Source organism: Acetobacter sp. (genome assembly GCF_052102375.1).
GTDB lineage: Bacteria > Pseudomonadota > Alphaproteobacteria > Acetobacterales > Acetobacteraceae > Acetobacter.
On sequence record NZ_JBQDXI010000028.1, the window covers coordinates 1 to 21184 of the forward strand.

At 56.5% G+C, this 21184-nt stretch carries 20 protein-coding genes and 1 riboswitch; of the genes, 13 read left to right on the top strand and 7 right to left on the bottom strand.

Going from position 1 to position 21184, the window contains the following annotated elements:
* The first annotated feature begins 252 nt into the window (after positions 1-252).
* From ACTIDN_RS10885 to pnuC, 7 genes are all read left to right on the top strand, one after another.
* Positions 253-1011, top strand: coding sequence for a hypothetical protein (locus tag ACTIDN_RS10885; protein ID WP_441377064.1), 759 nt, complete (start codon positions 253-255; stop codon positions 1009-1011).
* Positions 1012-1119: 108 nt separating this feature from the next.
* A complete protein-coding gene (locus tag ACTIDN_RS10890) occupies positions 1120-1536 on the top strand; it encodes a hypothetical protein (RefSeq protein WP_415508320.1) in 417 nt (138 codons plus the stop codon).
* Positions 1537-1671: 135 nt separating this feature from the next.
* The gene (locus ACTIDN_RS10895) at positions 1672-2073 is read left to right on the top strand and encodes a hypothetical protein (RefSeq protein ID WP_441377065.1); all 402 of its coding nucleotides are present in this window, start codon (positions 1672-1674) and stop codon (positions 2071-2073) included.
* Between the two features lie 99 nt (positions 2074-2172).
* The gene (locus tag ACTIDN_RS10900; RefSeq protein ID WP_441377066.1) at positions 2173-3411 is read left to right on the top strand and encodes a cation:proton antiporter; all 1239 of its coding nucleotides are present in this window, start codon (positions 2173-2175) and stop codon (positions 3409-3411) included.
* Positions 3412-3432: 21 nt separating this feature from the next.
* Positions 3433-5892: a TonB-dependent receptor domain-containing protein gene (locus tag ACTIDN_RS10905; protein WP_441377067.1), complete on the top strand. Its 2460-nt coding sequence runs from the start codon at positions 3433-3435 to the stop codon at positions 5890-5892.
* A 6-nt stretch (positions 5893-5898) separates the two neighbouring features.
* On the top strand, positions 5899-7116 hold the full coding sequence (locus ACTIDN_RS10910) for a phosphotransferase enzyme family protein (RefSeq protein ID WP_441377068.1): 1218 nt from the start codon (positions 5899-5901) through the stop codon (positions 7114-7116).
* Positions 7117-7147: 31 nt separating this feature from the next.
* Positions 7148-7723: a nicotinamide riboside transporter PnuC gene (gene pnuC / locus ACTIDN_RS10915; RefSeq protein WP_441377069.1), complete on the top strand. Its 576-nt coding sequence runs from the start codon at positions 7148-7150 to the stop codon at positions 7721-7723.
* A gap of 2 nt (positions 7724-7725) precedes the next feature.
* Here pnuC and ACTIDN_RS10920 read toward each other — a convergent pair whose 3' ends face one another.
* The 4 genes from ACTIDN_RS10920 to hmpA form a co-directional block, all read right to left on the bottom strand.
* Entirely contained in the window at positions 7726-8235 is a 510-nt protein-coding gene (locus ACTIDN_RS10920; protein ID WP_441377070.1) for a hypothetical protein, read from the bottom strand.
* An 18-nt stretch (positions 8236-8253) separates the two neighbouring features.
* Positions 8254-9099 carry a formyltetrahydrofolate deformylase gene (purU, locus tag ACTIDN_RS10925; RefSeq protein ID WP_441377071.1) on the bottom strand — a complete coding sequence of 282 codons (846 nt, stop codon included), beginning with the start codon at positions 9097-9099 and terminating at the stop codon, positions 8254-8256.
* Between the two features lie 435 nt (positions 9100-9534).
* Positions 9535-9972, bottom strand: coding sequence for a DUF488 domain-containing protein (locus ACTIDN_RS10930; RefSeq protein WP_441377072.1), 438 nt, complete (start codon positions 9970-9972; stop codon positions 9535-9537).
* Between the two features lie 39 nt (positions 9973-10011).
* Positions 10012-11232 (bottom strand): NO-inducible flavohemoprotein, encoded by a 1221-nt coding sequence (gene hmpA, locus ACTIDN_RS10935; protein ID WP_441377073.1) that lies wholly within the window; start codon positions 11230-11232, stop codon positions 10012-10014.
* Positions 11233-11316: 84 nt separating this feature from the next.
* On the opposite strand from hmpA, the gene ACTIDN_RS10940 reads away from it, so the two are divergent.
* The 3 genes from ACTIDN_RS10940 to ACTIDN_RS10950 all read left to right on the top strand — a co-directional run bounded on the left by ACTIDN_RS10940 (position 11317) and on the right by ACTIDN_RS10950 (position 13252).
* Positions 11317-11799, top strand: a complete 483-nt coding sequence (locus ACTIDN_RS10940; protein ID WP_415508310.1) for an RrF2 family transcriptional regulator — start codon at positions 11317-11319, stop codon at positions 11797-11799.
* A gap of 92 nt (positions 11800-11891) precedes the next feature.
* On the top strand, positions 11892-12659 hold the full coding sequence (locus ACTIDN_RS10945; RefSeq protein ID WP_441377074.1) for an SDR family NAD(P)-dependent oxidoreductase: 768 nt from the start codon (positions 11892-11894) through the stop codon (positions 12657-12659).
* A gap of 203 nt (positions 12660-12862) precedes the next feature.
* Positions 12863-13252, top strand: a complete 390-nt coding sequence (locus ACTIDN_RS10950) for a hypothetical protein (RefSeq protein ID WP_415508308.1) — start codon at positions 12863-12865, stop codon at positions 13250-13252.
* A gap of 121 nt (positions 13253-13373) precedes the next feature.
* On the opposite strand, the gene ACTIDN_RS10955 is transcribed toward ACTIDN_RS10950, so the two are convergent.
* Positions 13374-14348 (bottom strand): DMT family transporter, encoded by a 975-nt coding sequence (locus ACTIDN_RS10955; protein ID WP_441377075.1) that lies wholly within the window; start codon positions 14346-14348, stop codon positions 13374-13376.
* Positions 14349-14684: 336 nt separating this feature from the next.
* A riboswitch (Fluoride riboswitch) is annotated at positions 14685-14756 on the top strand.
* A 91-nt stretch (positions 14757-14847) separates the two neighbouring features.
* Here ACTIDN_RS10955 and ACTIDN_RS10960 point away from each other — a divergent pair.
* The gene (locus tag ACTIDN_RS10960; RefSeq protein WP_415508306.1) at positions 14848-15240 is read left to right on the top strand and encodes a CrcB family protein; all 393 of its coding nucleotides are present in this window, start codon (positions 14848-14850) and stop codon (positions 15238-15240) included.
* A 205-nt stretch (positions 15241-15445) separates the two neighbouring features.
* On the opposite strand, the gene ACTIDN_RS10965 is transcribed toward ACTIDN_RS10960, so the two are convergent.
* The gene (locus ACTIDN_RS10965) at positions 15446-15832 is read right to left on the bottom strand and encodes a VOC family protein (RefSeq protein ID WP_441377076.1); all 387 of its coding nucleotides are present in this window, start codon (positions 15830-15832) and stop codon (positions 15446-15448) included.
* Positions 15833-16046: 214 nt separating this feature from the next.
* On the opposite strand from ACTIDN_RS10965, the gene ACTIDN_RS10970 reads away from it, so the two are divergent.
* Both ACTIDN_RS10970 and ACTIDN_RS10975 read left to right on the top strand, forming a co-directional pair.
* The gene (locus ACTIDN_RS10970; RefSeq protein ID WP_441377077.1) at positions 16047-18662 is read left to right on the top strand and encodes a TonB-dependent receptor; all 2616 of its coding nucleotides are present in this window, start codon (positions 16047-16049) and stop codon (positions 18660-18662) included.
* A 75-nt stretch (positions 18663-18737) separates the two neighbouring features.
* Positions 18738-20000 (top strand): alpha/beta hydrolase family protein, encoded by a 1263-nt coding sequence (locus ACTIDN_RS10975; RefSeq protein ID WP_441377078.1) that lies wholly within the window; start codon positions 18738-18740, stop codon positions 19998-20000.
* A gap of 63 nt (positions 20001-20063) precedes the next feature.
* Here ACTIDN_RS10975 and ACTIDN_RS10980 read toward each other — a convergent pair whose 3' ends face one another.
* Positions 20064-21101: an SDR family oxidoreductase gene (locus ACTIDN_RS10980; RefSeq protein ID WP_441377079.1), complete on the bottom strand. Its 1038-nt coding sequence runs from the start codon at positions 21099-21101 to the stop codon at positions 20064-20066.
* Between the last annotated feature and the right edge of the window lie 83 nt (positions 21102-21184).

Genomic DNA, 21184 nt, shown 5'->3' on the forward strand with positions numbered 1-21184 from the left:
AAAAACATCATCACGAAAAGTGCGGAAGAACCCAGTTCTCAGTGAAAATCAACATCCATTGGCTCTAGCGGGGATATTACGTCCACCATTAGCAATGCATCTACTGGCCTTGGCTGGACACTGGCGGGGCAGGCGCAGGTGGGTATTAACCTCACAGGCCTGACCGCACCGGAAGCCATGCGGCTGGGAACGGGGTAAAAACTGTCATGGGAGCCAACAACCACTGTCAGCACCGCGTTTAGTGCGGGTAAATTGATAGATACCGTGGCCCCCGGCGTTGCCCGCACACTGGACACGCAGGGCAATGAAACCCTGCCAGGCGCGTTGCAGAACAGCCAGACCATTGTGCAACTGGTTCAGCCCACTGCGGCAGCGTTTGTAGCGAGAGGATCAGCTGCCATAGGGCTGGACACCACGGGCTTGAGCACACCAGACGCCCTGCGTCTGGCAGAAGGTCAGCATATCGCGTGGGAAGCGACAGATGCGGTCAGAACAGCGTACCAGAACGGCCTGTTGCAGGATAGCGGAAGCGGCGCAACGCTTCGTAGCCTCGATAACAATGGTAACGAGACCCTGAAGGGCAGCCTGCTCACCAGTGGTCTGACCACAACGCTCGATAATAATGGCGCCAGTGCCATGACCGTAACGGGCCACGCCGCTATAGGGCTGAACCTGACAGGGCTTTCCGCCACCAACGGCCTACGCATGGGCACGGGCCAGAGCATTGCGTGGGAATCCACAGCCGTAATCACAACTGGCTATGCCGCCACCGGCCTGACGGACAGCAACGGCGGTACGGCCCTGCGGCAGCTTGATTCCGGCGGCAATGAAACACTGGCAGGCACCGTAACCCCCACCACAGGCCTGCACCTGCCCACTTTCTCTCGCACTCAGATCAAAGGCAGACCCAGTCCCGCGATAGGCCTTGTTGTGTACGATGCGGATGATGATGCGCCCGCCGTCTATACCTCAGCCGGATGGAAACTCATGGTTTTGTCCGCGCTGCCATAACACGCAAAAATGAGGGCCGGCCGTTACGGTTGTTGTTGTGTTGGTGTATATCTGTCATGTATAAACTGCATATCACTCACTTCATTTTATGAAGGGCGAACAATAAAAATGACGACGCCACAGCGTTTTATCGTGAGAGTTCTGGTTTTGTTAGCGCTTAGCTCGTCCGGTCATAATCTGGCACGGGCTGAAGAGCCGCTCTTCAGCCCGGCGGTGGTTGAGGAAGTGGGCAGTAGGCACATGTCTGGCACACTCGAAGGCGGACAACCCGCACAGTTCCGGCTGCCGTTGCGGCAGGGGCAAACGCTCTCCATTCTCTGCCATGCCCGCAAGTCCAGCGTAGGGGTTTTTGTCAAAGACCCGGAGGGGGATATGCTGGCCAGTGCGGACCATAACTGCGCCCACAAAAGCTGGAGCGTGGCTGCGGCCAAAACCGGTACCTACACAATAGGCGTTCTGCAACATCACGCCACCGCCCTTAAAGGCCAGAGCGCCTTTTACAAGATGCACCTGTCTGCCCATTAACGGCAGAACAGCGTGACAGAGTAGCCCTGCGCTACCTTGGCCCGTATGTGGGCGGACGTTTTGGCCGTCTTGTGGTAATGACACAGCAACACAAGCCCAAGACCCGCCCCGTCCTAACAAGGCCGCAGGAGACCTATGACCAAGACAGTCAGCGCCATGCTTGCTCGTATTAACGACAGCGTGGCTGTTAAAATGACCATGCTGTTTGGCAGCATCTGGTGCGTTTATGCGTTTTTTCTGTTCTCCCTCGTGCCGGTGTTGGTGCCCGCTTGGCAGAACACCTTGCTCTATATCAGCAACTGCATCCAGCTTGTGGCGTTACCTGCACTTATGGTGGGTAATGCCGTGCTCAGCCGTGGGGCAGACCGCCGTGCGGCGGAAGATCATCAGGCCCTGCTGGAGATACTCTCAGATGTCAGGGAAGAACTGGCAGACCTCAAGGAGAAAACGGCTGATCTGGCGCAACCGCAAAACGTGGCCATTTCCGACCAGATGTTTGTTACCATGGACACAAAACCGGATGCACCGCAGGAATAGCGTGCGGTTTTTATTTTTTTCTGCATACAAGGCCCATACGCTGTTTATGCCTCAGCCTTCTTCAGGCAGTGTTATGCCACATGCTATGGGAGAGAGCGCATGACATCACTGGGCCTGTTGGCTTTGGTTCTTGTTTCTGCAACAGTTTTTGGAATTTTTAACAATAGACTGTTACAGTTGCCGCTTACCATAGGGATTATGGTTTTCTCTCTGGTATTTTCCGTATTTCTTATGCTGATAGACCAGTTTTTGCCGTGGGAGGGGGTGCATGCCATCCGCCACCTTTTGGCAGCGGTGGATATGCCCGCAACCCTGTTGCAGGGGGCATTGTCCTTCCTGTTATTTGCTGGCGCGCAGGCGGTAGACCTCTCCGCTCTGAATAAGCGTAAATTCTCTGTTCTGGCATTGGCTCTTTTGGGTACGCTTATTGCCGTTGCTGTTTTTGCAACAGGCATCTGGGGTATTTTGGCGCTGGTTGGGCTGCCTGTCAGTTTTGCATGGTGTGTGGTGCTGGGGGCCATTCTTGCGCCAACAGACCCCGTCTCCGTTATTGGTATGCTCCGCCGCCTTGGCCTGCCAGCGGAAATTCAGGCCCTGTTTGCCGGGGAAAGCCTGTTTAACGATGGCGTGGCTGTTGTCATCTTCACGGTGGCGCTGGGTGTGTCCCACCATGAGCACGCTGTGTCTGCCCTGCATCTGGCCGAGGCCTTTGCTGTTGAAGTGGGGGGTGGCTTGCTTGTTGGCCTGTTAGGGGGCTGGCTGGCGCAACAGGCCTTCCGTATCGCCAAAGACCCGCATCTTGATGTGCTCATCTCCCTGTCGCTTTGTACGGGGGTGTACAGCCTGTGTACGGCGTGGGGTATGTCCGGCCCTATTGCTGCTGTCAGTGCAGGGTTGGTTATGGCGGCTCCTGCAACGCATCGCGCCATATCAGAACAGGGGCGCAAAACCCTTCATTTTCTCTGGGAAGTTGTAGATGAAGTGCTGAACGCCATGCTGTTTGTGCTCATCGGCTTTCAGGTTTTGGAAACTACGTTCTCCCTGCCGCTTATCTGGGCAACGGTGCTGGCCATTCCGCTCTCCCTGCTAAGCCGGGCCTGTAGCGTATTACTGGCTACACTGCCGGTTTATATTAGGGGGCAGGACCGTATGGGGGTTTTGGCCGTGCTCACATGGGGGGGCTTGCGCGGTGGCATTTCCATCTCGCTGGCATTGGGCCTGCCTGACGGACCAGTGCGTGATTCCCTGCTGTGTATCTGCTACGGAGTGGTGATCTTCACTATTGTGGCGCAGGGACTGACCATTGCCCCCGTAGTCCGAAAATTCAACCCAAGCTGAGCCGTCAAGAAAGTTTTGCCAATGCCGTTGAGCCTGACATTCCGCTCTGTTCTGTTTGCCAGCGCGGTGCTCTCCGGCACCAGCCTTCTGCCGTGCGTGGGTCAGGCTGCCACAGGTAAGGCTGCTACTGTGCCACCGCAGGGTGTGCCCACGTCGCGCGGGCATAGTGCCCCACACCCGCACGCACCCAGTGCACATCACGCCTCTACACCGGCAGCGCCCGCGCCGGTGCGGGCACAGGGGCAGGAGACCATAACCGTGCAGGCCAACCCGGTGGCAGACCATGCCGGGGGCGGGTTGATACGGCCCCAAACGCAGGCGCAGGCGGTCAGTGTGGTAGGGCAGGACTTTATTGCCCGGCAGGCACCCTCTGCCACCGCGTATGATTTGGTCGCTCTGCTGCCGGGTGCCACTGTTGCTACGTCTGACCCGCTGGGTCTGTCGCCACAGGTCAATATCACCGTGCGTGGCCTGAATGGGGATGCCATAGGCTATGTGCTGGAAGGCATGCCGCTGAACGATATTGCGTACTATAGCGGCTACCCCAGCCAGTTTGCTGATAGCGAGAATTACGAGAGCATTGCTCTGGCGCAAGGGGCTGCCCAGTTGGAAAGCCCTGTGCTGAATGCGGCCGGGGGGCTGATGTCCCTGCGTTTCCGCACCCCGGCGGAAAAAGCGGGTGGTATGGTGAATATCTCTTACGGTTCCTACAACACCAACAGGCAGTTCATGCGGTTGGATAGCGGAGAGATCGGGTCATCAGGTGTGCGGGGGTTTGTGTCCTACTCCCACAGTGCGGCGGATAACTGGCGTGGGCCGGGCCGGGATGAGCGACAGCATGTGGATTTCAAACTGCTCAAAACATGGGGCCACAATAACAGCGCGGCTCTTGTCGGCACATGGAATCAGGCCATAGACAGCTATTACTCGCAGCCCACCAAGGCTAGCTGGCAGCAGGACGGCCTGCATGGTGCCAATAATCTGGCCAAAAACTATGACCGTAATAATGATGCTCAGGGTACGGATTACTGGCGGCTTTACCGTCAGCCAGAGCGAACCCTGTATATGGGTGCCCCTGTAGAACTGCATATGGGGCACGGTATCACATGGCGCACAACCCCCTACGCGCAGGGGGCTTACGGTAATGTGCCGGGGGGCAGCAGCCTGCCAACATCCGGCCTCTGGAACGGCAACCAGCCGTTGACAGAAACCCTTACGCTACCCGGCACGCAGGATGGTGTGGCCACGGTGCGGGCGGACTACACGCAGCGCAGCTATCGCAGTGGCTTTACAACCGGGGTGGAATGGCAGCACGGCGCCAACACCCTGATGGCCGGATATTGGTACGATTATTCGGATGACAGCGAGTATCAGAGCTTCACGCCCGTAGGGCAGAATGGCACGGCTGCGGGTATATGGGGTGGCAGCGGCAAAACATCCGTCACGCTGGCAGATGGCAGCATATTGCGCGCCACCAATAACCATACGCTCTCACAAACCAATGCGCTGTATGTGGGGGATACACTGGCCCTGCTGCATAACACGCTAGTGCTATCAGGCGGGTTTAAGGAGGTCATGCTCACGCGCAACGGCACAAACGCCATGCCCGGCACGCCTTACCATGCCAATACCAATTATGCGGTGCCCCTGCCGCGCCTGTCCATCAAATACCAGATCACGCCACGGCATCAGGTGTTTTTCAATACCACAACCAACTTCCGCACTCCGGCAGAAACCGCCCTGTATGCAGCGTATGACCCAACATCCGGAGAGCTTACGGCGCAGGGCAACACCAAGGTCAAAAACGAATATTCCATAGCGGAAGAACTTGGCTACCGTTATGCGGATGACCGGATTATTGGCAGCCTGACCCTGTTTAACTACAACTTTACCAACCGGCAGATTGAAACGGTCGGGCAGATCAACGGGTCTTACGTGTCTTCCACCTTCAATGCGGGTGGGCAGACATCCCGCGGGGTGGATGTGGAGCTTGGTTTGCGGCCATGGCACCATTTCAGCCCGTATCTGTCTGGTGAATATCTGCACGCCACTGTGGATAATGACCTGTTGTCCGGTGCAGACCTGCTGCCAACACGCGGTAAACGCGCCATTCGCAGCCCTACACTGCAAGCCGCTGCGGGGCTGACTTATGATGATGGGCATGTTTTCAGTGTGTTTACGGTCAAATATACAGGCCGCCAGTATGCGACTTTCATGAATGATGAGCGTATTCCCAATTTTGTGACGGCCAATATGGCGGTGGGCTACCGGTTTTCTGATGTCGTATTTCTGCACAGACCAGAACTGCGCATGAACTTTATTAATATCACCAACCAGCACTACCTCTCCGGCGTGGCCAATCCAACCCTGAACGCGCATGACGCAACAGGCCGCCGTGGCACAACTATAGCGGGGTCTGACCCTACTTATTACATTGGTGGCGGGTTTGCAGCCTTGTTTACGGCGTCCACCGGGTTTTAAGGGGTTATGGAAAAAACTACTGCTCCGGTCGGTCAGTTTGGTGTGCATGGGGTGCAGAGCAAACGTGACTGGCCCTGCCTGACCGAGGCTGAAATTCAGGCCGTAGCGGCACAGTATCCAGACCTACCGCCTGCACCAACGGTAAGCTGGAACAGTATGCGCCCGTTTTCCGCCGCCGTGCGGATAGACGGTGAAACCTGCGCGGAACACCAGAATAAATCAGGAGGTTTCCTGATCAAGCGTCATCATGCCTCTCTGCGGGGTATTGCGGCATTGCAGGAAGAGCACGCCTTTATGCGGCACTTGCACCAGTACGCTGTGCCCGTTTGCTTGCCGTGCTTCACCCGGTCCGGCGCTACCGCGATGGCTTTGGGGGAATGGACGTATGAGGTCTTCCCCCTTGCCGCAGGGCAGGATGTGTACCGGGATGTCATGTCCTGGCAGCCCTATAAAAATGCAGACCATGCCATGGCGGCAGGGCGGGCACTTGCGCAGTTGCATAAGGCCTCTGCCTCTTACCCAGCGCCGGGGCGCGGTGGGCGGAGCGCGACCGGGTTGCGGGCGGGCCGACCACTGACCTCCAGCCTGAACGCTATTGCTCAGCCCGATCTTCTGGTTGCCTTGCAGGGTTGGGCGGCGTTGCAACCGGGGCTTATGCCGCAACTTGCTCACCGCTCATGGCTGGCAGAGTGTGCTGCTGTGCTAGTGCCGTTGCATGACCGGTTAAAGCCGTATCTGGCTACGCTGCCTACACTCTGGGGGCATGGAGATTGGCATGGTTCCAACCTGTTCTGGCAGCAGGATGTTGGCGCACATAGCTTGGCAGAGCCGGAGGATAGCGTAAGCTGCGTGCTGGATTTTGGCATGGCGGACCGCACCAGCGCTATGTTTGACCTTGCCGTAGCACTTGAACGCAGCATGATAGACTGGCGGGATCCGGCAGAAAACAGACGTGTCTTTTACACGCATATGGCTGCCTTTTTGAACGGTTACGCGCAGGCTAAACCCCTTGCGCTGCAGGATTGGGTACAGCTGGGCGCGTTTCTGCCATTGGTGCATGTTGAATTTGCACTTTCGGAAGTGGCCTATTTTGGCACGCTGTTGCAGGACGCTGCGTCAGCGGAGGTGGCCTACACTGGGTATCTTCTGGGTCATGCCCGCTGGTTTGCAACAGGGCAGGGCAGGGCGGTGTTGGCATGGCTGGACACGGCAGCGCAGGCATGATCAGAAAAATTTTCAAAAGAGAAGCCACAGCATGACGGGTTTGGAAACCATTTCTGCGGTGCTGAGTGCCTTTGGTGTGTGGTTGACAGGCCGCCGGGCCATGGCCTGCTGGCCTGTGATGTGCCTCGCTAGTATTTTATACGGCGTTGTGTTCTGGCAGGCGCATCTTTATGCGGATATGTCGCTACAGGGCGTGTTTGCAGCGTTATCTTTATACGGATGGTGGCGGTGGCTGCGCGGTGTGCAGGCGGAAGGGGCCGTGCATGTTGTCCCGCTGAAAAATATGCTCTTCTGGTCAGGACTTTTTGTTGCGGCGTTGGGCGGTTTGGTGGGTGGTTATGCCTTGCAAACCCTGACGGATGACCCCATGCCGGTGCTGGATGCCCTGTTGAGCGCCTATAGTATTCTGGCGCAGGTCTGGATGGCGCGGCGGTATAGTGCCTGCTGGTGGCTCTGGGGTGTGATAGATGCTGCATACACGGTCATGTTTACCATGCGTGGCCTGTATCTGACCGCACTGTTATATGCCGTGTTTGTGGTACTGGCGGTGGCGGGCTGGCGTGCGTGGCATCATGCAGTGGTAAAGCCGGTGCGTAAAAATGCCTGACGCTACCCGAACAGAAAAACCACTGTTAAACCCATAAAATTATACAGAAAGTGGGACAGGGCCGTCGTTAAAAACGGGCTGCCAATGCGGGAGCGCATAGTCACATAAAAACAGCGCGCATAACATAGCCCCCCAAAGCCACCCACCAACAAGGCTTGCAGCCAGTTACGGTGGAAGCTGGGGGTTGCACCGCCATGATGCCAGACCACGAACGACGTTATACTGACTATAAAGAACAGCCACCACACAGCGCGTTGGGGGAGTGCGGTTTTGGTCAAAAGAAAATATGGCAGGGAAAAGAAGAGAGACGTTTCCAGTAGAGGGGCTACCGCTAAGGCCATGACGGCCAGCTTTTGGAAAGGGAGGGTTTTTACCACAACGGACGGTGCCAGCCCCAGCGTATGGAGCAAGGTCCCGCAACTCATGGCAACCGCAAAATTGGTCAGCACACAGAGCAGGCAGGCCCGCCAGTTGATACCAGAATGCTCCGGCCGACCAGAGGGCGCGGTCATGTGGCTGATCCCCTAACGCTACGCAAACACCACAGTGCGATGGCCGTTCAGCATGACCCGCTGCTCCACATGCAGTTTAACAGCACGTGCCAGTACCTGAGATTCCACGCCACGTCCTGTTGCAATATAGTCATCTGGGGAGAGGGCATGGTTTACGCGGGCGGTTTCCTGCTCAATAATCGGGCCTTCATCCAGATCCGCCGTGACGTAGTGGGCCGTAGCGCCAATCAGTTTTACGCCGCGTGCGTGTGCCTGATGGTAAGGCCTCGCCCCTTTGAAGGACGGCAGAAAGGAGTGGTGGATGTTGATGATCCGCCCACGCAGCTCCGTTGACAGGGCGTCAGACAGCACCTGCATATAGCGCGCCAGCACTACCAGATCTGCCCCGGTATCCTGCACAAGGGCGCGGAGTTTGTCTTCCTGCTCGGCTTTGTTGTCTTTGGTGACAGGCCAGTAGTGGTAGGGAATACCAGCATGGGCCGCCGTCTGGGCGCTGTCCTGATGGTTGGAAACAATGGCAACAATCTCGGCCCGCAGCCAGTTGACCCGTACCTGATACAGCAGGTTGAGCAACGCATGGTCAAAGCGGGAGACCATGATGATGATGCGCGGCAACACAGCCGTGTTGTGCAAGCGCATGACCATGCCGAATTCCTGCGCCACGGGTGTCAGGCCGTTTTCCAGTTCTTCAAGGCTGTTGGTATGGGGGGCCACAAAGGCCAGCCGCATGAAGAGTTGGCCGCTATCCGGGTCACTGAACTGGTGGGTTTCTGAAATATTGGCCCCTCTCTGGACCAGTACGGAAGAAATGGCCGCAACAATGCCGGGGCGGTCCGGGCAGGAAAAAGTCAGAACAAAATGCATGACGCCGTTTTTTATCCCTGGGTGCCAGCGGCGCCGGAGCAGCCGCAGGGCCTGAAAGCCTTAAGATTTTATCTGTTCTCTTGTGCCAAGACCGTCGCAGGACTGCAACAGCCTACGGCTCATCCTGCTAAAAAGCAGTAAACATCTTGACAGTAAGTGGCAGGTAAAACGGGCTGCTTACCATGTGGATTATTTGAAAAAGAAAGGACTCGCTGAGTCTGTGTACCGTCAAGCGGTTTTCTTACGGACTCGGAGCAAAAAGCTGTAACCCGCTAAAAACTGCACTTTTTGGCCAACAGGGCTACGCAAACTTCCCCAATGTTATCCACAGAAAGCGGGGAGAGATTGTGGGAAAACTCTGTGGATAGAATTGCCACAAGTAGGTGGGGCGCGGCTTTCTCTCGGCTTTCTTGGTTTGTTCTTTTCACAGGAATGTCACGGTGTATGACATGCGGCCTGTAAAAGCTGTGCCAATACAACGGCCTCGTTTTCCGTTGTGTTTCTGGCCCCAAATAACAGGGTGACAGGCCCCTTGCGGGCTAGTGCAACAAGTTGGGCCATGGCGTCCGGATTCTGCGCGACTTCAGCCTTATACCGCTGCTGAAAGCCCTCCCACCGGGCCGGGTCATGGCCAAACCATTCCCGTAGCTCGGTGGAAGGGGCAATGTCCTTCAGCCATAGGGTCAGGTGGGCGCGTTCCTTGCTCACCCCGCGTGGCCAGAGCCGGTCCACCAGCACACGGGCACCATCTTCCGGCGTTGGGTCTTCATAGACCCTGCGTAGGAAAATAGGGCCAGCCGCCCCCTCTACACGCTTGGCGTTGCCGCCCGGCGGGGTGGCTGAATGCGGGTGAGAGGAGGTGGCGTGGTTCATGGTCTGGCTCCGGTTGGTCGGGCTTTACTCGGGTGGGCTTCAGGCTGCGTGCAACGTGTCTTCCACTGTGGTGGCTGGGCCAAAGACCTCATGCCGGATGCGGTTTTCTGGCACACCAGCCGCTTTCAGGCCGTCTATCATGCCCAGCATGAAGGCTTCTGGTCCGCAGATGTAATATACAGCATCTTCAGCCGTGTTGGCTTTAACCCATTCAGGCGTTATCCGTCCTTCATGCACCTGTACGGCGCTGGAGGCTTCTGCCTTATTGGCGGGGGAGGCATGAGTGTAAAACACATCGGCCTTGACCACGCCTTGGGCAGCAAGCGTATGTAGGCGGGGGCCGAAGGCCTCGGTTTCCGCATTATGCGTACCATGAATATAGTGAAGCGCACCGTGCGGGCCGCTAGCGGCTGCTTCCAGCATGGAAAGAAACGGCGTAAGCCCCACGCCAGCGCTCAGCAGAACGGTAGAAGCCGGGGCAGGCGTACCCAGCGTGAAAGACCCAGCCGGAGCGGAGACAAGAAGTTCCGTACCTTCTGGCGCGTTATCATGCAGCCAGTTGGAGACCAGCCCTTCTGGCGCACGGCTGACGCTGATGCGGTATCCGCGTTCAGACGGTGCTGAGGAAATGCTGTAATTGCGGCGCTGTGTACCAAGCCCCGGCACCGTGATGTTGAAGCTGAGATACTGCCCCGGCTTATGCTGCAACACAGGCTGCCCGTCTTTGGGCTCCAGATACAGGGACAGCACCCGAGGGCTTTCCTGCACGCGGCTGCGAATGACAAATGGCCGCCAGCCTGCCCAGCCGCCGGGGGTGCTTGCTGTCTGGTCGTAAAGCTGTTTTTCGCGGTTTATCAACACGTCAGCCAGAAACTGGTAGCCGTTTGCCCATGCCTGCATGATGTCCGGTGTGGCGGCATCTCCCAGCACATGCTCAATGGCACCTAGCAGGGCTGTCCCAACATGGGGGTAATGCTCGGGCAGGATATTCAGCCCGACATGTTTTTCCGCAATGCGCTCAATCATGCCGGTCAGGGCACCAAGGTTATTGATGTTGCGGGCGTAGGCCAGTACCGCCAATGCCAATGCAGTGGGCTGGCTGCCATTCTGCTGGTGGGAGCGGTTGAAGAGCGCGCTAATGGCGGGGTCTGCCAGCAGGCGGCTATACATTTCCCGCGTAATATCCACGCCGTGGGCTTCAAGGGCCGGGACGCAGGCGGTGATGATGGCGCGGGTCTTATCGTCAAGTGAGGGGGCCACGGACTCGATCTCCTTAAAGATGTATATTTCGCACACCTTATTGAACGCTGGATATGAGCTGTCAAGTTGCGGTAGCCTTGCCCCATGCGCATGACCGTTTACACAGACTACGCCCTCCGCACGCTCCTCTACCTTGGCGTGCATGCAGACCGCCGGGTGTCCATCCGGGAGGTGGCGGAGGCCTATGGAATTTCTGAAAATCATCTGGTGAAGGTTATTCATCATTTGGGCCGTGGTGGCTTTGTTGATACGTTACGGGGCCGCAACGGTGGATTGATGCTAGGCCGTGCGCCGGAGGATATTTGCATAGGGGACGTTGTGCGCCACACGGAGGAAGACATGGCCCTTGTGGCCTGTATGGCCCCCTCTGTGCCCGGTGAAAAACGACAGGCCGGAGCCGGGTGCCTGCTGGCCGGTGGCTGCCACCTACGCGGCGTGCTGGGGGAGGCAATGGGGGCTTTCATGGCCGTGCTGGACCGCCAGACGCTAGCTGACCTGTTGTTGCCCTATGAGCGCCGTGTGCTGACACAGGCAGCCCAAAAGGTAGAGCCGGCGCCAACGGCCTGAAAGAAGCGGGCTTTTGAGAAAGCCCAACTCAGGGCATGATGTCCCTGTTCGTGTGTGGTGCACAGCCACATGCCAAGCAGGGAGAAACAGTTATGACACATCCGCTTAAAACCGTTCTGGTCACTGGGGCCACTGCCGGGTTTGGCCATGCCATTGCCCTGCGGCTGGTCAAGGAAGGGTTTCGCGTTATTGCAACGGGCCGCCGTAAGGAGCGGCTGGATGCACTGGCTGCACAGGCAGGCGGTGCCGTGCTGCCGTTCGTGCTGGATATGACGGACCTTGAAGCCATAAAGGCGCTTCCGGATGCGCTGCCAGAAGGCTGGCAGCAGGTGGATGTGCTGGTCAATAATGCTGGCCTTGCACTGGGGCTGGAAAAAGCATGGCAGACCAAACCGACAGACTGGGAGCAGATGATTGCAACCAATGTCACCGGCCTTGTGGAAATAACCCGTGCCCTATTGCCGGGTATGGTGGCGCGTAATGCGGGGCATGTTATTTCTCTGGGCAGTACTGCGGGCACTTACCCTTATCCGGGGGCCAATGTGTATGGGGCCACCAAAGCGTTTGTAGACCAGTTTATGCGCAACCTGCGGAGTGACCTGCTGGGCAAGCAGGTGCGGGCCACTACTATTGCCCCCGGCCTGTGTGGTGGGAGTGAGTTCAGTCAGGTCCGTCTGGGTGACAAAGACAAGGCTGATGCGGTGTATGACAACACAAAACCGCTTCTGCCCGAAGATATCGCGGAAACCGTGGCATGGGTGCTCAAGCTGCCCCCGCATGTGAATATCAATGAAATTGAAATGATGCCCACCTGTCAGGCGTCTGCCGGTCTGGCGGTTGACCGCACCATGGCCGTTTAAAAACGACACACATTTGCGTGTACTGCCAGAACGATGCGCCTATGGCGGCGTTGGACTGTGCAGGGTGGCAGAAATGGGAGCGGTAGCCTGTGAGCGTCCTCACCCCCTTCTGCCCTAGCCCGGTGTAAACAACGCGTAACCTGCCATAAATAACCTATAAAAAGATCAGGCAGGTTGCGTACCCACTTCAGGAGACACCGACCATGACACTGACCAATGCCGTAACATCTGCAGCCTCTCAGGTCGGGGATTTTCTGACCTTTGCAACGCAGGATGAATCCGGCCTGCTCTCTCTTCTCAATGATATTCTTGGGCCGCTCCCCGAACCGGGGCACCCCAGCAAGCTGGAACGACGCGCAGAACATGTGGAAATGCTGCCTGTTATTCGCGGCTGGCAGGCGCAGGACAAATCCGCTCCTGCTACGGAGGAGCAGATAAGGCAGTTTTTCACACCGGAAGAACTGGCTGGTCTATCCAAGGAAACCGGGCTGTCCGAGACAGCAACGATGAGCATGGTGCAGGAGCTGCTGCCCCGTTGCGTCCGCCGCAGGGCTTTGCATGAGCCCTTTGCCTGCCGCATTCAACGGCCCTAGAGCCGGACGTGAGGCGCTCCAGCCATAGGCATGAACACGCTATGGCTGCGCTTGAGAGACGCCTGTGCGGGTGGATTCACGTGAAACACCCCACAAGGTAGAAGAACGGGCCGTGCCGCTGCTAGCTTTGGCTAGGGGCTGCGCGGCTTTTCTTTTCTGTAAGTCTGGCTGCGTTTTTGGCAGCGCGGCGGGCCTTCTGGCGTTCCCACCGTTCTTTCATGGCCATGCGCTCGTAACGGATACGCTGGCGCACCCAGTTGAGCATACCGGAGCAAGTAAGCACGGTAATGCCCACAAACGTCCAGCCATCCAATGGTTCATGGAACAGGATGTAGCTGAGCACCACCCCCCATACCATCTGGCTATATTGCGGTAGCGCGACACGGTTGGCGGGGGCGCGGGCCGTGGCCAGCATCATCATCAACTGCCCGAGGGCAGCCAGAAAACCATACCCAAACAGGAAGCCCCATTCCGCCACGCCATGTGGCCAAGAGGCATGCAGCGCCATGAGTAGGCCATTGCCAATAATGGGGCCGACAAGGCTGGACCCAAACAGGGACAGGCGTATGCTCTCCGCACTGGCAAGGCGGTAGGCAATAACACTGCCTGCATTGGCAAAGGCTGCCAGCAGGGCGCACAGATGCCCGAGGTTAAGTGGCCGTACACCGGGGCGCAGCACAATAAGCACCCCGACAAACCCCATCACCACAGCCAGCCACGCCCAGAGAGTAACCTTCTCCTTCAACAGCACGACGGAGAGGATGGTTACAAAAAGCGGCATCAGAAACATGATGGATAGCGCTTCCGGCATGGAAAGCAGCATGAAGGCTTCCACACTCGCGGCAGTCGCTACAAACACGCACGTAGCGCGCAGGATCCACATGCCCTTCTTTTGCGGGCGGATTACATCAAGGTAGGATTCATGAGGTTTGCGTAAAAAAGGTAGGATCAGGCAGCCAAAAATACCGCCTGAAAAGGCAACTTCAAACGGATCCAGTGCTCCGGCCAAGAGTTTTGAAAAGGCATCGCTTATGGCGAATGAGGCATATGCCCCGAAGGCCAGCGCCATGCCGGAGAACAGAGTTTTTGGGTCCATTGCCGTCAAACCACATCTATAGAAACTGTAGAGAGAGTTTTTGTCTGTGCTGCCAGACAAAAAAGCGTAGGCGCAGGCCAATACGCTCATTGCTGCGGGAATTAAAGTGATTGTTTGCCGCAACATAATTGCACACGCCCAGCCTGAAGGCACGAAGTATCACGCAGGATATAACGGAAAGGGGCAGTCTTCCGCCGTGTATGGAGAGGCTGTGCAAGGCATTCAAAACCCTAGCCATGGGGCAGGCAGGCAGGAGCTATGGCAAAACAGCAGACCTAAGTGACATCCATGCAACACAAGCATGACTTGAGATGCAGCAAGCCCTTCTTTATACAGGGCAGCACAGGGGATGGAGTGCCCCCTTATAACCGCCCCCTGAAAACGGGGGCTGATGACTCCTACCGTGCAACATGGGTGCAGACCGCGTGGCATATGCTGTGGTCTGGCCTTTAGCGGTGGGCGTCCTACGTGCCCGCCAAGGTTTAAGGAACTGGGCCGTATGTCATTTTATAGCTGTCTGATTGTCATGCTGGGTGGGGCGTTGGGCACACTGGCGCGCTACGTGGTGACAGTGCTGACTATTCCGTACAGCCGCGCCATGCCGTGGGGCACCATTCTTGCCATTAATACGGTTGGGTCATTCCTTATTGCATTTTTTGCCAGCCTGACCGTGGAAGGCAGCCGTTACGCGGCATCGGACAACTTACGGTTGTTTGTTATGGTGGGCTTATGCGGAGGGTACACAACGTTTTCCTCCTTCAGTCTTCAAACGCTTGACCTTATGCGGGCGGGTGCGTGGGGGCGTGCTCTCCTGACAGTTGTGGCGTCTGTTCTGCTTTGTGTGGGTGCAGCAGCAATCGGGCATCTGGGTGCAACGCGGTTGGTGCGGTAGTTGGCCTGTTTCTGGGCAGACTAGGCAGAAATACGGGCCTGTTTTTGATATTTCAAAAAAGCATGATCTCCAAAGCGAGAGTGGGCTTTATACGGCGTGGCTTCATGGAGAGAGCAGGGCTTTTTCAAAGCACGGCATAGGCTAATGCCTGTTTTATAGAAACCCGTCTGGTAAAAGCTTTTACCAGACGGGCTTTATTGCCTGCTTATGCTGGGGGCATTTTGTGTACGGCACAAAGCTTGTTGCCGTCTGGATCTTTCAAATAGGCCAGATACAGGTCACCTGTTGGCAGGGGGCGCACGCTGGGTGGGTTTTCAATGGCTGTGCCACCGTTTTCCACGCCTGCCTTGTGCCATGCAGCAGCCTGTTCCGGCGTTGCGGCCTTGAACCCCAGTGTAAAACCGTTGCTTGGTGTGGCGAGTTGCCCATCCAGTGGCGTGGTGATCATCAGCATGCCGCCATCGTGCAGGTAAAACAGGCGGCCCTTGGCGTCCTGTATGGCGGCAGGCACGCCCAATGCAGCCAGTGTGGCATCATAAAAGGCTTTTGAACGGGCAATATCGTTACTGCCCAGTGTCACGTGGTTGAACATGATGCGGTGTCTCCTTTTGTAAGGCATCTGGCAAAGCGGCAGCCTATCGCAGGTTCGCAAAAGGTCAAAAAAGTCACAGGGGTGTGTGAAAGGGGTAACAGAGAACTGTTACAATTTCGCATAAGCCTTAAAAAATATTGCAGAGAGGACAAGGGTTTCTATAGCAACAGGCCATTAATTCCTGACGCCCCTGCATAATAGAAAGTCCTGCCTCATGCCTGCACCCTCTCATCCCAAACCACGATGGAAGCGTTACCGGACCCTTTCCGGCAGGCAGATGCTGGCCAATTCATCCGGGCTGGACAAGCGGGCGGCGTCTTCTGCCATGGCAGTTGGGGCGCTGTCTTTGCTGGCCTGTGTGGCAGGCTATGCCAACGCGGCAGAAACCGCGGCGCATAAGCGTACGGTAGGCAAATCCCACACAGTTGCCCATGCAGGGGCGCAGACTGGCACAGCCAAAACCACAGCGGCCCGCACCACACCGGCGCAAACTGGTGCCCCCGTATCTGCCAAAGCCTCCCGCCGTACCGCCGCTGCTAAAGAAGCCGCAGGCGCTATGGAAGCCGTGACCGTAACCTCTACACGGCGGGCAACCTCCATCATGCGGGTGCCAGTAAGTGTGGCGGCCTATAATCAGGCGTATCTGGACATGAAGGGTGCAAAAACCATTCAGGACGTGCTGCGTTTTACGCCCGGCCTGACATTTGACCCTACCTCCAAAACCCCAATCGTGCGTGGGCTGGCTTCCAGCGCAGGGTCCGCCACCACGGGTATTTATCTGGATGATACACCCATCCAGATCCGTAACCTTGGCTTTAATGCTGAAAACTCTGTGCCCCAATTGTTTGATATGGAGCGCGTGGAAGTGCTGCGCGGCCCACAGGGCACCCTGTTTGGCGCAGGGGCAGAAGGCGGTGCAGTGCGCTATATCACGCCCGCACCGAACCTGAAGAAATACACCTCGTACGCACGTGCGGATGTCTCGGCCTCACAATACGGTGCCCCGACCTATGACCTTGGCGTGGCGTTGGGTGGCCCGGTGATAAAGGATAAGCTGGCCTTCCGGGTGAGTGCGGAGCGGCAGGGTGAGGGTGGCTATCTGGACCATCTGGATTACCGCACCGGGCAAAAGGTGGACAAGAACACCAATAATAACGACGTCAACGTGTTCCGTGGGTCCATTTTGGCCAAGCCTGTGGAAAACCTGACCATCACGCCGTCCATTTTGTATCAGCAGCGGCTGGTAGGCGATACGGACAGCTATTTTGCCGGGCTTTCCAATCCGTCCAAGCAGCAGTTTTATGTCAATTCCCCAGAATACCAGAAGAGCACGGACCGCTTTTTCCTGCCTTCTCTGAACGTGAAATATGACATTGGGAATGTGTCGCTTATTTCCAACACGGCCTATCTGCACCGTAACAACGTGACCAGCTACAACGGCACAATTTACGATCTGTCTTACTATAACGAGTTTCTGGACAGCAGCAGCCCGTACTATCCTCTGCTGACCCCGCAGGGTATCAACCCCAAACTGCCTTATTATTACGGGCCATCTACTATTCTGAACCAGCAGCGTAACTTTACGGAAGAATTCCGCGTACAGTCACGCAACCCTGTGTTCAACCGCCTGATGTGGGTGGCGGGTGTGTATTACCAGAACGACAAGCAGATGAGCTCCGAACGGCTGGAAGACCAGCAGTCAGACCAGTTCACGCGCCTGCTGTTTGACCAGTCCGCCAGTGAGTTCTGGGGTGGTTGGCCGGATGTTGGTAAATATGCCTATATCAACCAGACCCGCGCTAAAGATGAGCAGACTGCTGTTTTTGCAAACGCGACTGTTGAAATCATCAAGGGTCTGAAATTTGATGCGGGTATCCGTTATACGCATGCGGATTACAGCTTCACCAACTTTGCAGATGGCAGCCATAATGCGGCCCGCACCACAGGGGCTGGCGGCATTACGGAAAACCCCGTAACGCCCAAATTCACCCTGAGCTACCAGATTGACCGCCATTCCATGGTGTATGCAGGCTGGAGCAAAGGCTGGCGTGTGGGGGGTGCCAATACACCCGTGCCACAGCGTTTGTGCCAGAATGATCTGGACAATTTTGGCATGAGCTCAGCGCCGGACAAATATAAGTCTGACTCTGTTAAAAGTTGGGAACTGGGCTCTAAAAACCAGTTCTTTAACAACCGTCTGCAAATTGCTGGCAGCCTGTATTACATCAACTGGTCCAACATTCAGCAGAATGCGTATCTGCCGGAATGTGGGGTGCAGTACACCACCAATATGGGGGAAGCGGTCAGCAAAGGGTTTGACCTGCAAGCCACCTTGTACCCTGTGGATGGTTTGGCGATTGACACCACGTTGGGCTTTACGGACGCGCACTACACCAAAAATTCCTTTGTGGGGAATAATGGGGAAGGGCTGCTGGCCCGCAAAGGAGATTCTTTGGGCACACCGGGTTGGACCTACAGCCTTGGCGTACAGTACAATATTCCAAAGCACATTCTGTCTATTGCCCATAGCCAGCTTTATGTGCGGACGGACTATCAGTATATCAGCCGCCCGAATGGCACCACCATTCAGCGGGACCCGTCAACGTTGGTCTATAATAACGGTTATTACCTGACACAGGCTCAGAATTACCTGACCCTGCGCGTGGGGGCCAAGTTCCAGAACAACATGAACCTGTCTTTCTACGTCAACAATTTGCCTAACCTCAGCCCGATGGTCACCAGTATGAGTCAGGTCAATGGGTCTCTGCTGCAACAGCAGTCCACCATGCGGCCGCGTTATATGGGTGTGTTGCTCACTTACAGCCGGTAAGCGAAGGCCGGAGTAAGTTCTCCGGTTTTTCTGTCCTGCTCGTAGAGTGTAATTTTAGAAATGAGGCGTAGTTTCATGGTGTTCTCTGGTGTGTGGCGCAAGGTTTTGGTGGGTGGCGTGGCTGCTGTTGCCGTATCTGTTGGTGTGGGGGCTACCGGAGTGGCCCAAACCACACCAGCCGCGCAGATGGAAGAACTGCCCCGCACTATCCCTGATGCTATGGCGAAGGAGGCATCCCTAGCACTGCCGATAACACCGTTTTACACCCAGCCGGACACAGGCTCCGCATGGCCGGGTAAACTGGTGCGGGCAGAAAAAGCGACGGATTACGCAGTGCCTGCGGGCATGACCGTATGGCGCATTATTTACCATTCTTTGGATGCAGAGCGGAAAGATGTTCTGGCCTCCGCCTTTATCCTGCTGCCAGCGGGTAACGCACCCTCTGGCGGGTGGCCAACAGTGGCTTGGGCGCACGGCACCAGCGGTGTTGCGCAGACCTGCGCACCGTCCCTGATGAAAGACCTGTATTATGGGGATGAAGGCCTGTTTGACTTCCCCAAGGCGGGTTTGGCCGTTGTGGCAACGGACTATCATGGGCAGGGTACGCCGGGCGCACACCACTATATGAACAAGCTGTCTCAGGGCTATGATGTCATTTATTCCGTAGCTGCCGCACATGAAGCCTTGCCGGGTCTTCTCAGCCAACAATGGGTGGCGGATGGCCATTCACAGGGTGGCATGGCAGCCTGGAGCGTGGGGGAGATGGAGCAGCAGCTTAATAACCCTGATTATCTGGGTACTGTATCTGTCTCCGGCACCATCAACATGCTCAATTTTATTGCGCCCAAAAAGGAGGAAGGCGGTGCGCCGTTCTACTTCCCTATGGTGGCGTTTGGGGTGAAAGCCCGTTACCCCGGTTTTGATGAAAAAACAGTTCTGACAGCCGCCGGGTATGAGCATTACCCGCTGCTTGCCACCAAGGGGTGCTGGTTTACCGGTCATGCAGCCTATAACGGCAAAAGCAGCGCAGACATCATGAAACCCAACTGGACAAAAGCTCCGGCTGTGCAAGCACTTTTAAAAGAAGATGCTGTGGGTAGCCTGCCGGTTAAAGGCCCGCTGATGGTGCTGACAGGCAGTGGCGATGTGTCTGTTCCGCCCAACGGGGTAAAGGCTACGGCCCGCAAGGCCTGTAAAAACGGTATTAAGCTGTTCTTTCATGTTTATCCCGGTCTGGATCATGACCCGACCATGATCTATTCCACGCAGGACCAGATTAACTGGATAAAAGACCGTTTTGCACACAAGCCTTTTGCAGAAAACTGCAACCAGATTTAATAAAAAATGGGGGCGTATGACGCGCCCCCGTTGCACAGTGCCGGTACAATACGGCGCACTGTTTTATGGCAGGCACATGCCGCCATTTGCACCAATAATCTGGCCTGTCATGTAACTGCTTTCGGTTGAAGCCAGTTGCACATAGGCGGGTGCCAGTTCAACAGGTTGGCCGGGGCGGCCCATTGGTGTTTCTGCACCAAATTTCTCGACATTCTCCATGGTCTGGCCACCGCTGACCTGAAGCGGTGTCCAGAACGGACCCGGCGCAATGGCGTTGACCCGAATGCCTTTTTCCACAAGCTGTTTCGCCAGCCCTTTTGCAAAATTGGCAATGGCTGCTTTGGTCATGGAGTAATCCAGAATATTGACCGATGGGCTAAATGCGTTGGTGGATGAGGTGAAAATAATGCTGGACCCCGGTGGCATAAGCGGAATTACAGCCTTGCTGAGCCAGAACAGTGCGTACAGGTTGGTTTTGAGTGTCCAGTCAAAGGCTTCGGTGCTGACATCCAGCAGGCTGTCATGTGTTTCCTGCCGCCCTGCACAGTTTACAAAAATATCCAGCCCGCCGAGGGCCTGCGCGGCCTGTTGCACCAGTGTGTGGCAAAAGGTTTCCTCCCGCAGGTCACCGGGAATGCGCACACATTTGCGGCCTTCCTTTTCAATCAGCGCTGCAACCTCGGCGGCATCGCTTTCTTCTGCGGGAAGATAGTTTATGGCAACATCAGCCCCTTCACGCGCATAGGCAATGGCGGCGGCGCGACCCAGACCGGAATCTCCCCCCGTAATCAGGGCTTTGCGCCCCAATAGCCGGTTGCTGCCTTTATAACTTGTCTCCCCACAGTCTGGCAGCGGGTGCATTTTGCTGTTTAAGCCGGGCCAAGGTTGGGGCTGCTTTGCAAAAGGGGCTTTTACATAGGCGGCGCGTGGGTCCTTAAGCGGTGGGGTGCTGGGCATGGTGCCTCCGGCAGAAGAAGAAGGGGATGCGGCAGTGGCAGGAAATGGCAGTATTGCAGCACCTGCCGCAGCTGCAATGCCCGCAACTTTGAACAGGCGGCGGCGTGCGGCGTCATACTCCGGTGGTGTGGTATGGTCCGTCATGATGTGCTCCGGTATGGGTCAGGGGCACCATCAGGCCCCCCCCGCAGTGCCGGGTTGATGGGCAGATGGCCACAGGCAGACAC

What these genes read in the sequence shown, in the direction of transcription:
- ACTIDN_RS10890 (WP_415508320.1), top strand. Translation starts at nt 1,120, where the DNA reads ATGACGACGCCACAGCGTTTTATCGTGAGAGTTCTGGTTTTGTTAGCG.
- ACTIDN_RS10895 (WP_441377065.1), top strand. Translation starts at nt 1,672, where the DNA reads ATGACCAAGACAGTCAGCGCCATGCTTGCTCGTATTAACGACAGCGTG.
- ACTIDN_RS10900 (WP_441377066.1), top strand. Translation starts at nt 2,173, where the DNA reads ATGACATCACTGGGCCTGTTGGCTTTGGTTCTTGTTTCTGCAACAGTT.
- ACTIDN_RS10905 (WP_441377067.1), top strand. Translation starts at nt 3,433, where the DNA reads ATGCCGTTGAGCCTGACATTCCGCTCTGTTCTGTTTGCCAGCGCGGTG.
- ACTIDN_RS10910 (WP_441377068.1), top strand. Translation starts at nt 5,899, where the DNA reads ATGGAAAAAACTACTGCTCCGGTCGGTCAGTTTGGTGTGCATGGGGTG.
- pnuC (WP_441377069.1), top strand. Translation starts at nt 7,148, where the DNA reads ATGACGGGTTTGGAAACCATTTCTGCGGTGCTGAGTGCCTTTGGTGTG.
- ACTIDN_RS10920 (WP_441377070.1), bottom strand. Translation starts at nt 8,235, where the DNA reads ATGACCGCGCCCTCTGGTCGGCCGGAGCATTCTGGTATCAACTGGCGG.
- purU (WP_441377071.1), bottom strand. Translation starts at nt 9,099, where the DNA reads ATGCATTTTGTTCTGACTTTTTCCTGCCCGGACCGCCCCGGCATTGTT.
- ACTIDN_RS10930 (WP_441377072.1), bottom strand. Translation starts at nt 9,972, where the DNA reads ATGAACCACGCCACCTCCTCTCACCCGCATTCAGCCACCCCGCCGGGC.
- ACTIDN_RS10940 (WP_415508310.1), top strand. Translation starts at nt 11,317, where the DNA reads ATGCGCATGACCGTTTACACAGACTACGCCCTCCGCACGCTCCTCTAC.
- ACTIDN_RS10945 (WP_441377074.1), top strand. Translation starts at nt 11,892, where the DNA reads ATGACACATCCGCTTAAAACCGTTCTGGTCACTGGGGCCACTGCCGGG.
- ACTIDN_RS10950 (WP_415508308.1), top strand. Translation starts at nt 12,863, where the DNA reads ATGACACTGACCAATGCCGTAACATCTGCAGCCTCTCAGGTCGGGGAT.
- ACTIDN_RS10955 (WP_441377075.1), bottom strand. Translation starts at nt 14,348, where the DNA reads ATGGACCCAAAAACTCTGTTCTCCGGCATGGCGCTGGCCTTCGGGGCA.
- ACTIDN_RS10960 (WP_415508306.1), top strand. Translation starts at nt 14,848, where the DNA reads ATGTCATTTTATAGCTGTCTGATTGTCATGCTGGGTGGGGCGTTGGGC.
- ACTIDN_RS10965 (WP_441377076.1), bottom strand. Translation starts at nt 15,832, where the DNA reads ATGTTCAACCACGTGACACTGGGCAGTAACGATATTGCCCGTTCAAAA.
- ACTIDN_RS10970 (WP_441377077.1), top strand. Translation starts at nt 16,047, where the DNA reads ATGCCTGCACCCTCTCATCCCAAACCACGATGGAAGCGTTACCGGACC.
- ACTIDN_RS10975 (WP_441377078.1), top strand. Translation starts at nt 18,738, where the DNA reads ATGGTGTTCTCTGGTGTGTGGCGCAAGGTTTTGGTGGGTGGCGTGGCT.
- ACTIDN_RS10980 (WP_441377079.1), bottom strand. Translation starts at nt 21,101, where the DNA reads ATGACGGACCATACCACACCACCGGAGTATGACGCCGCACGCCGCCGC.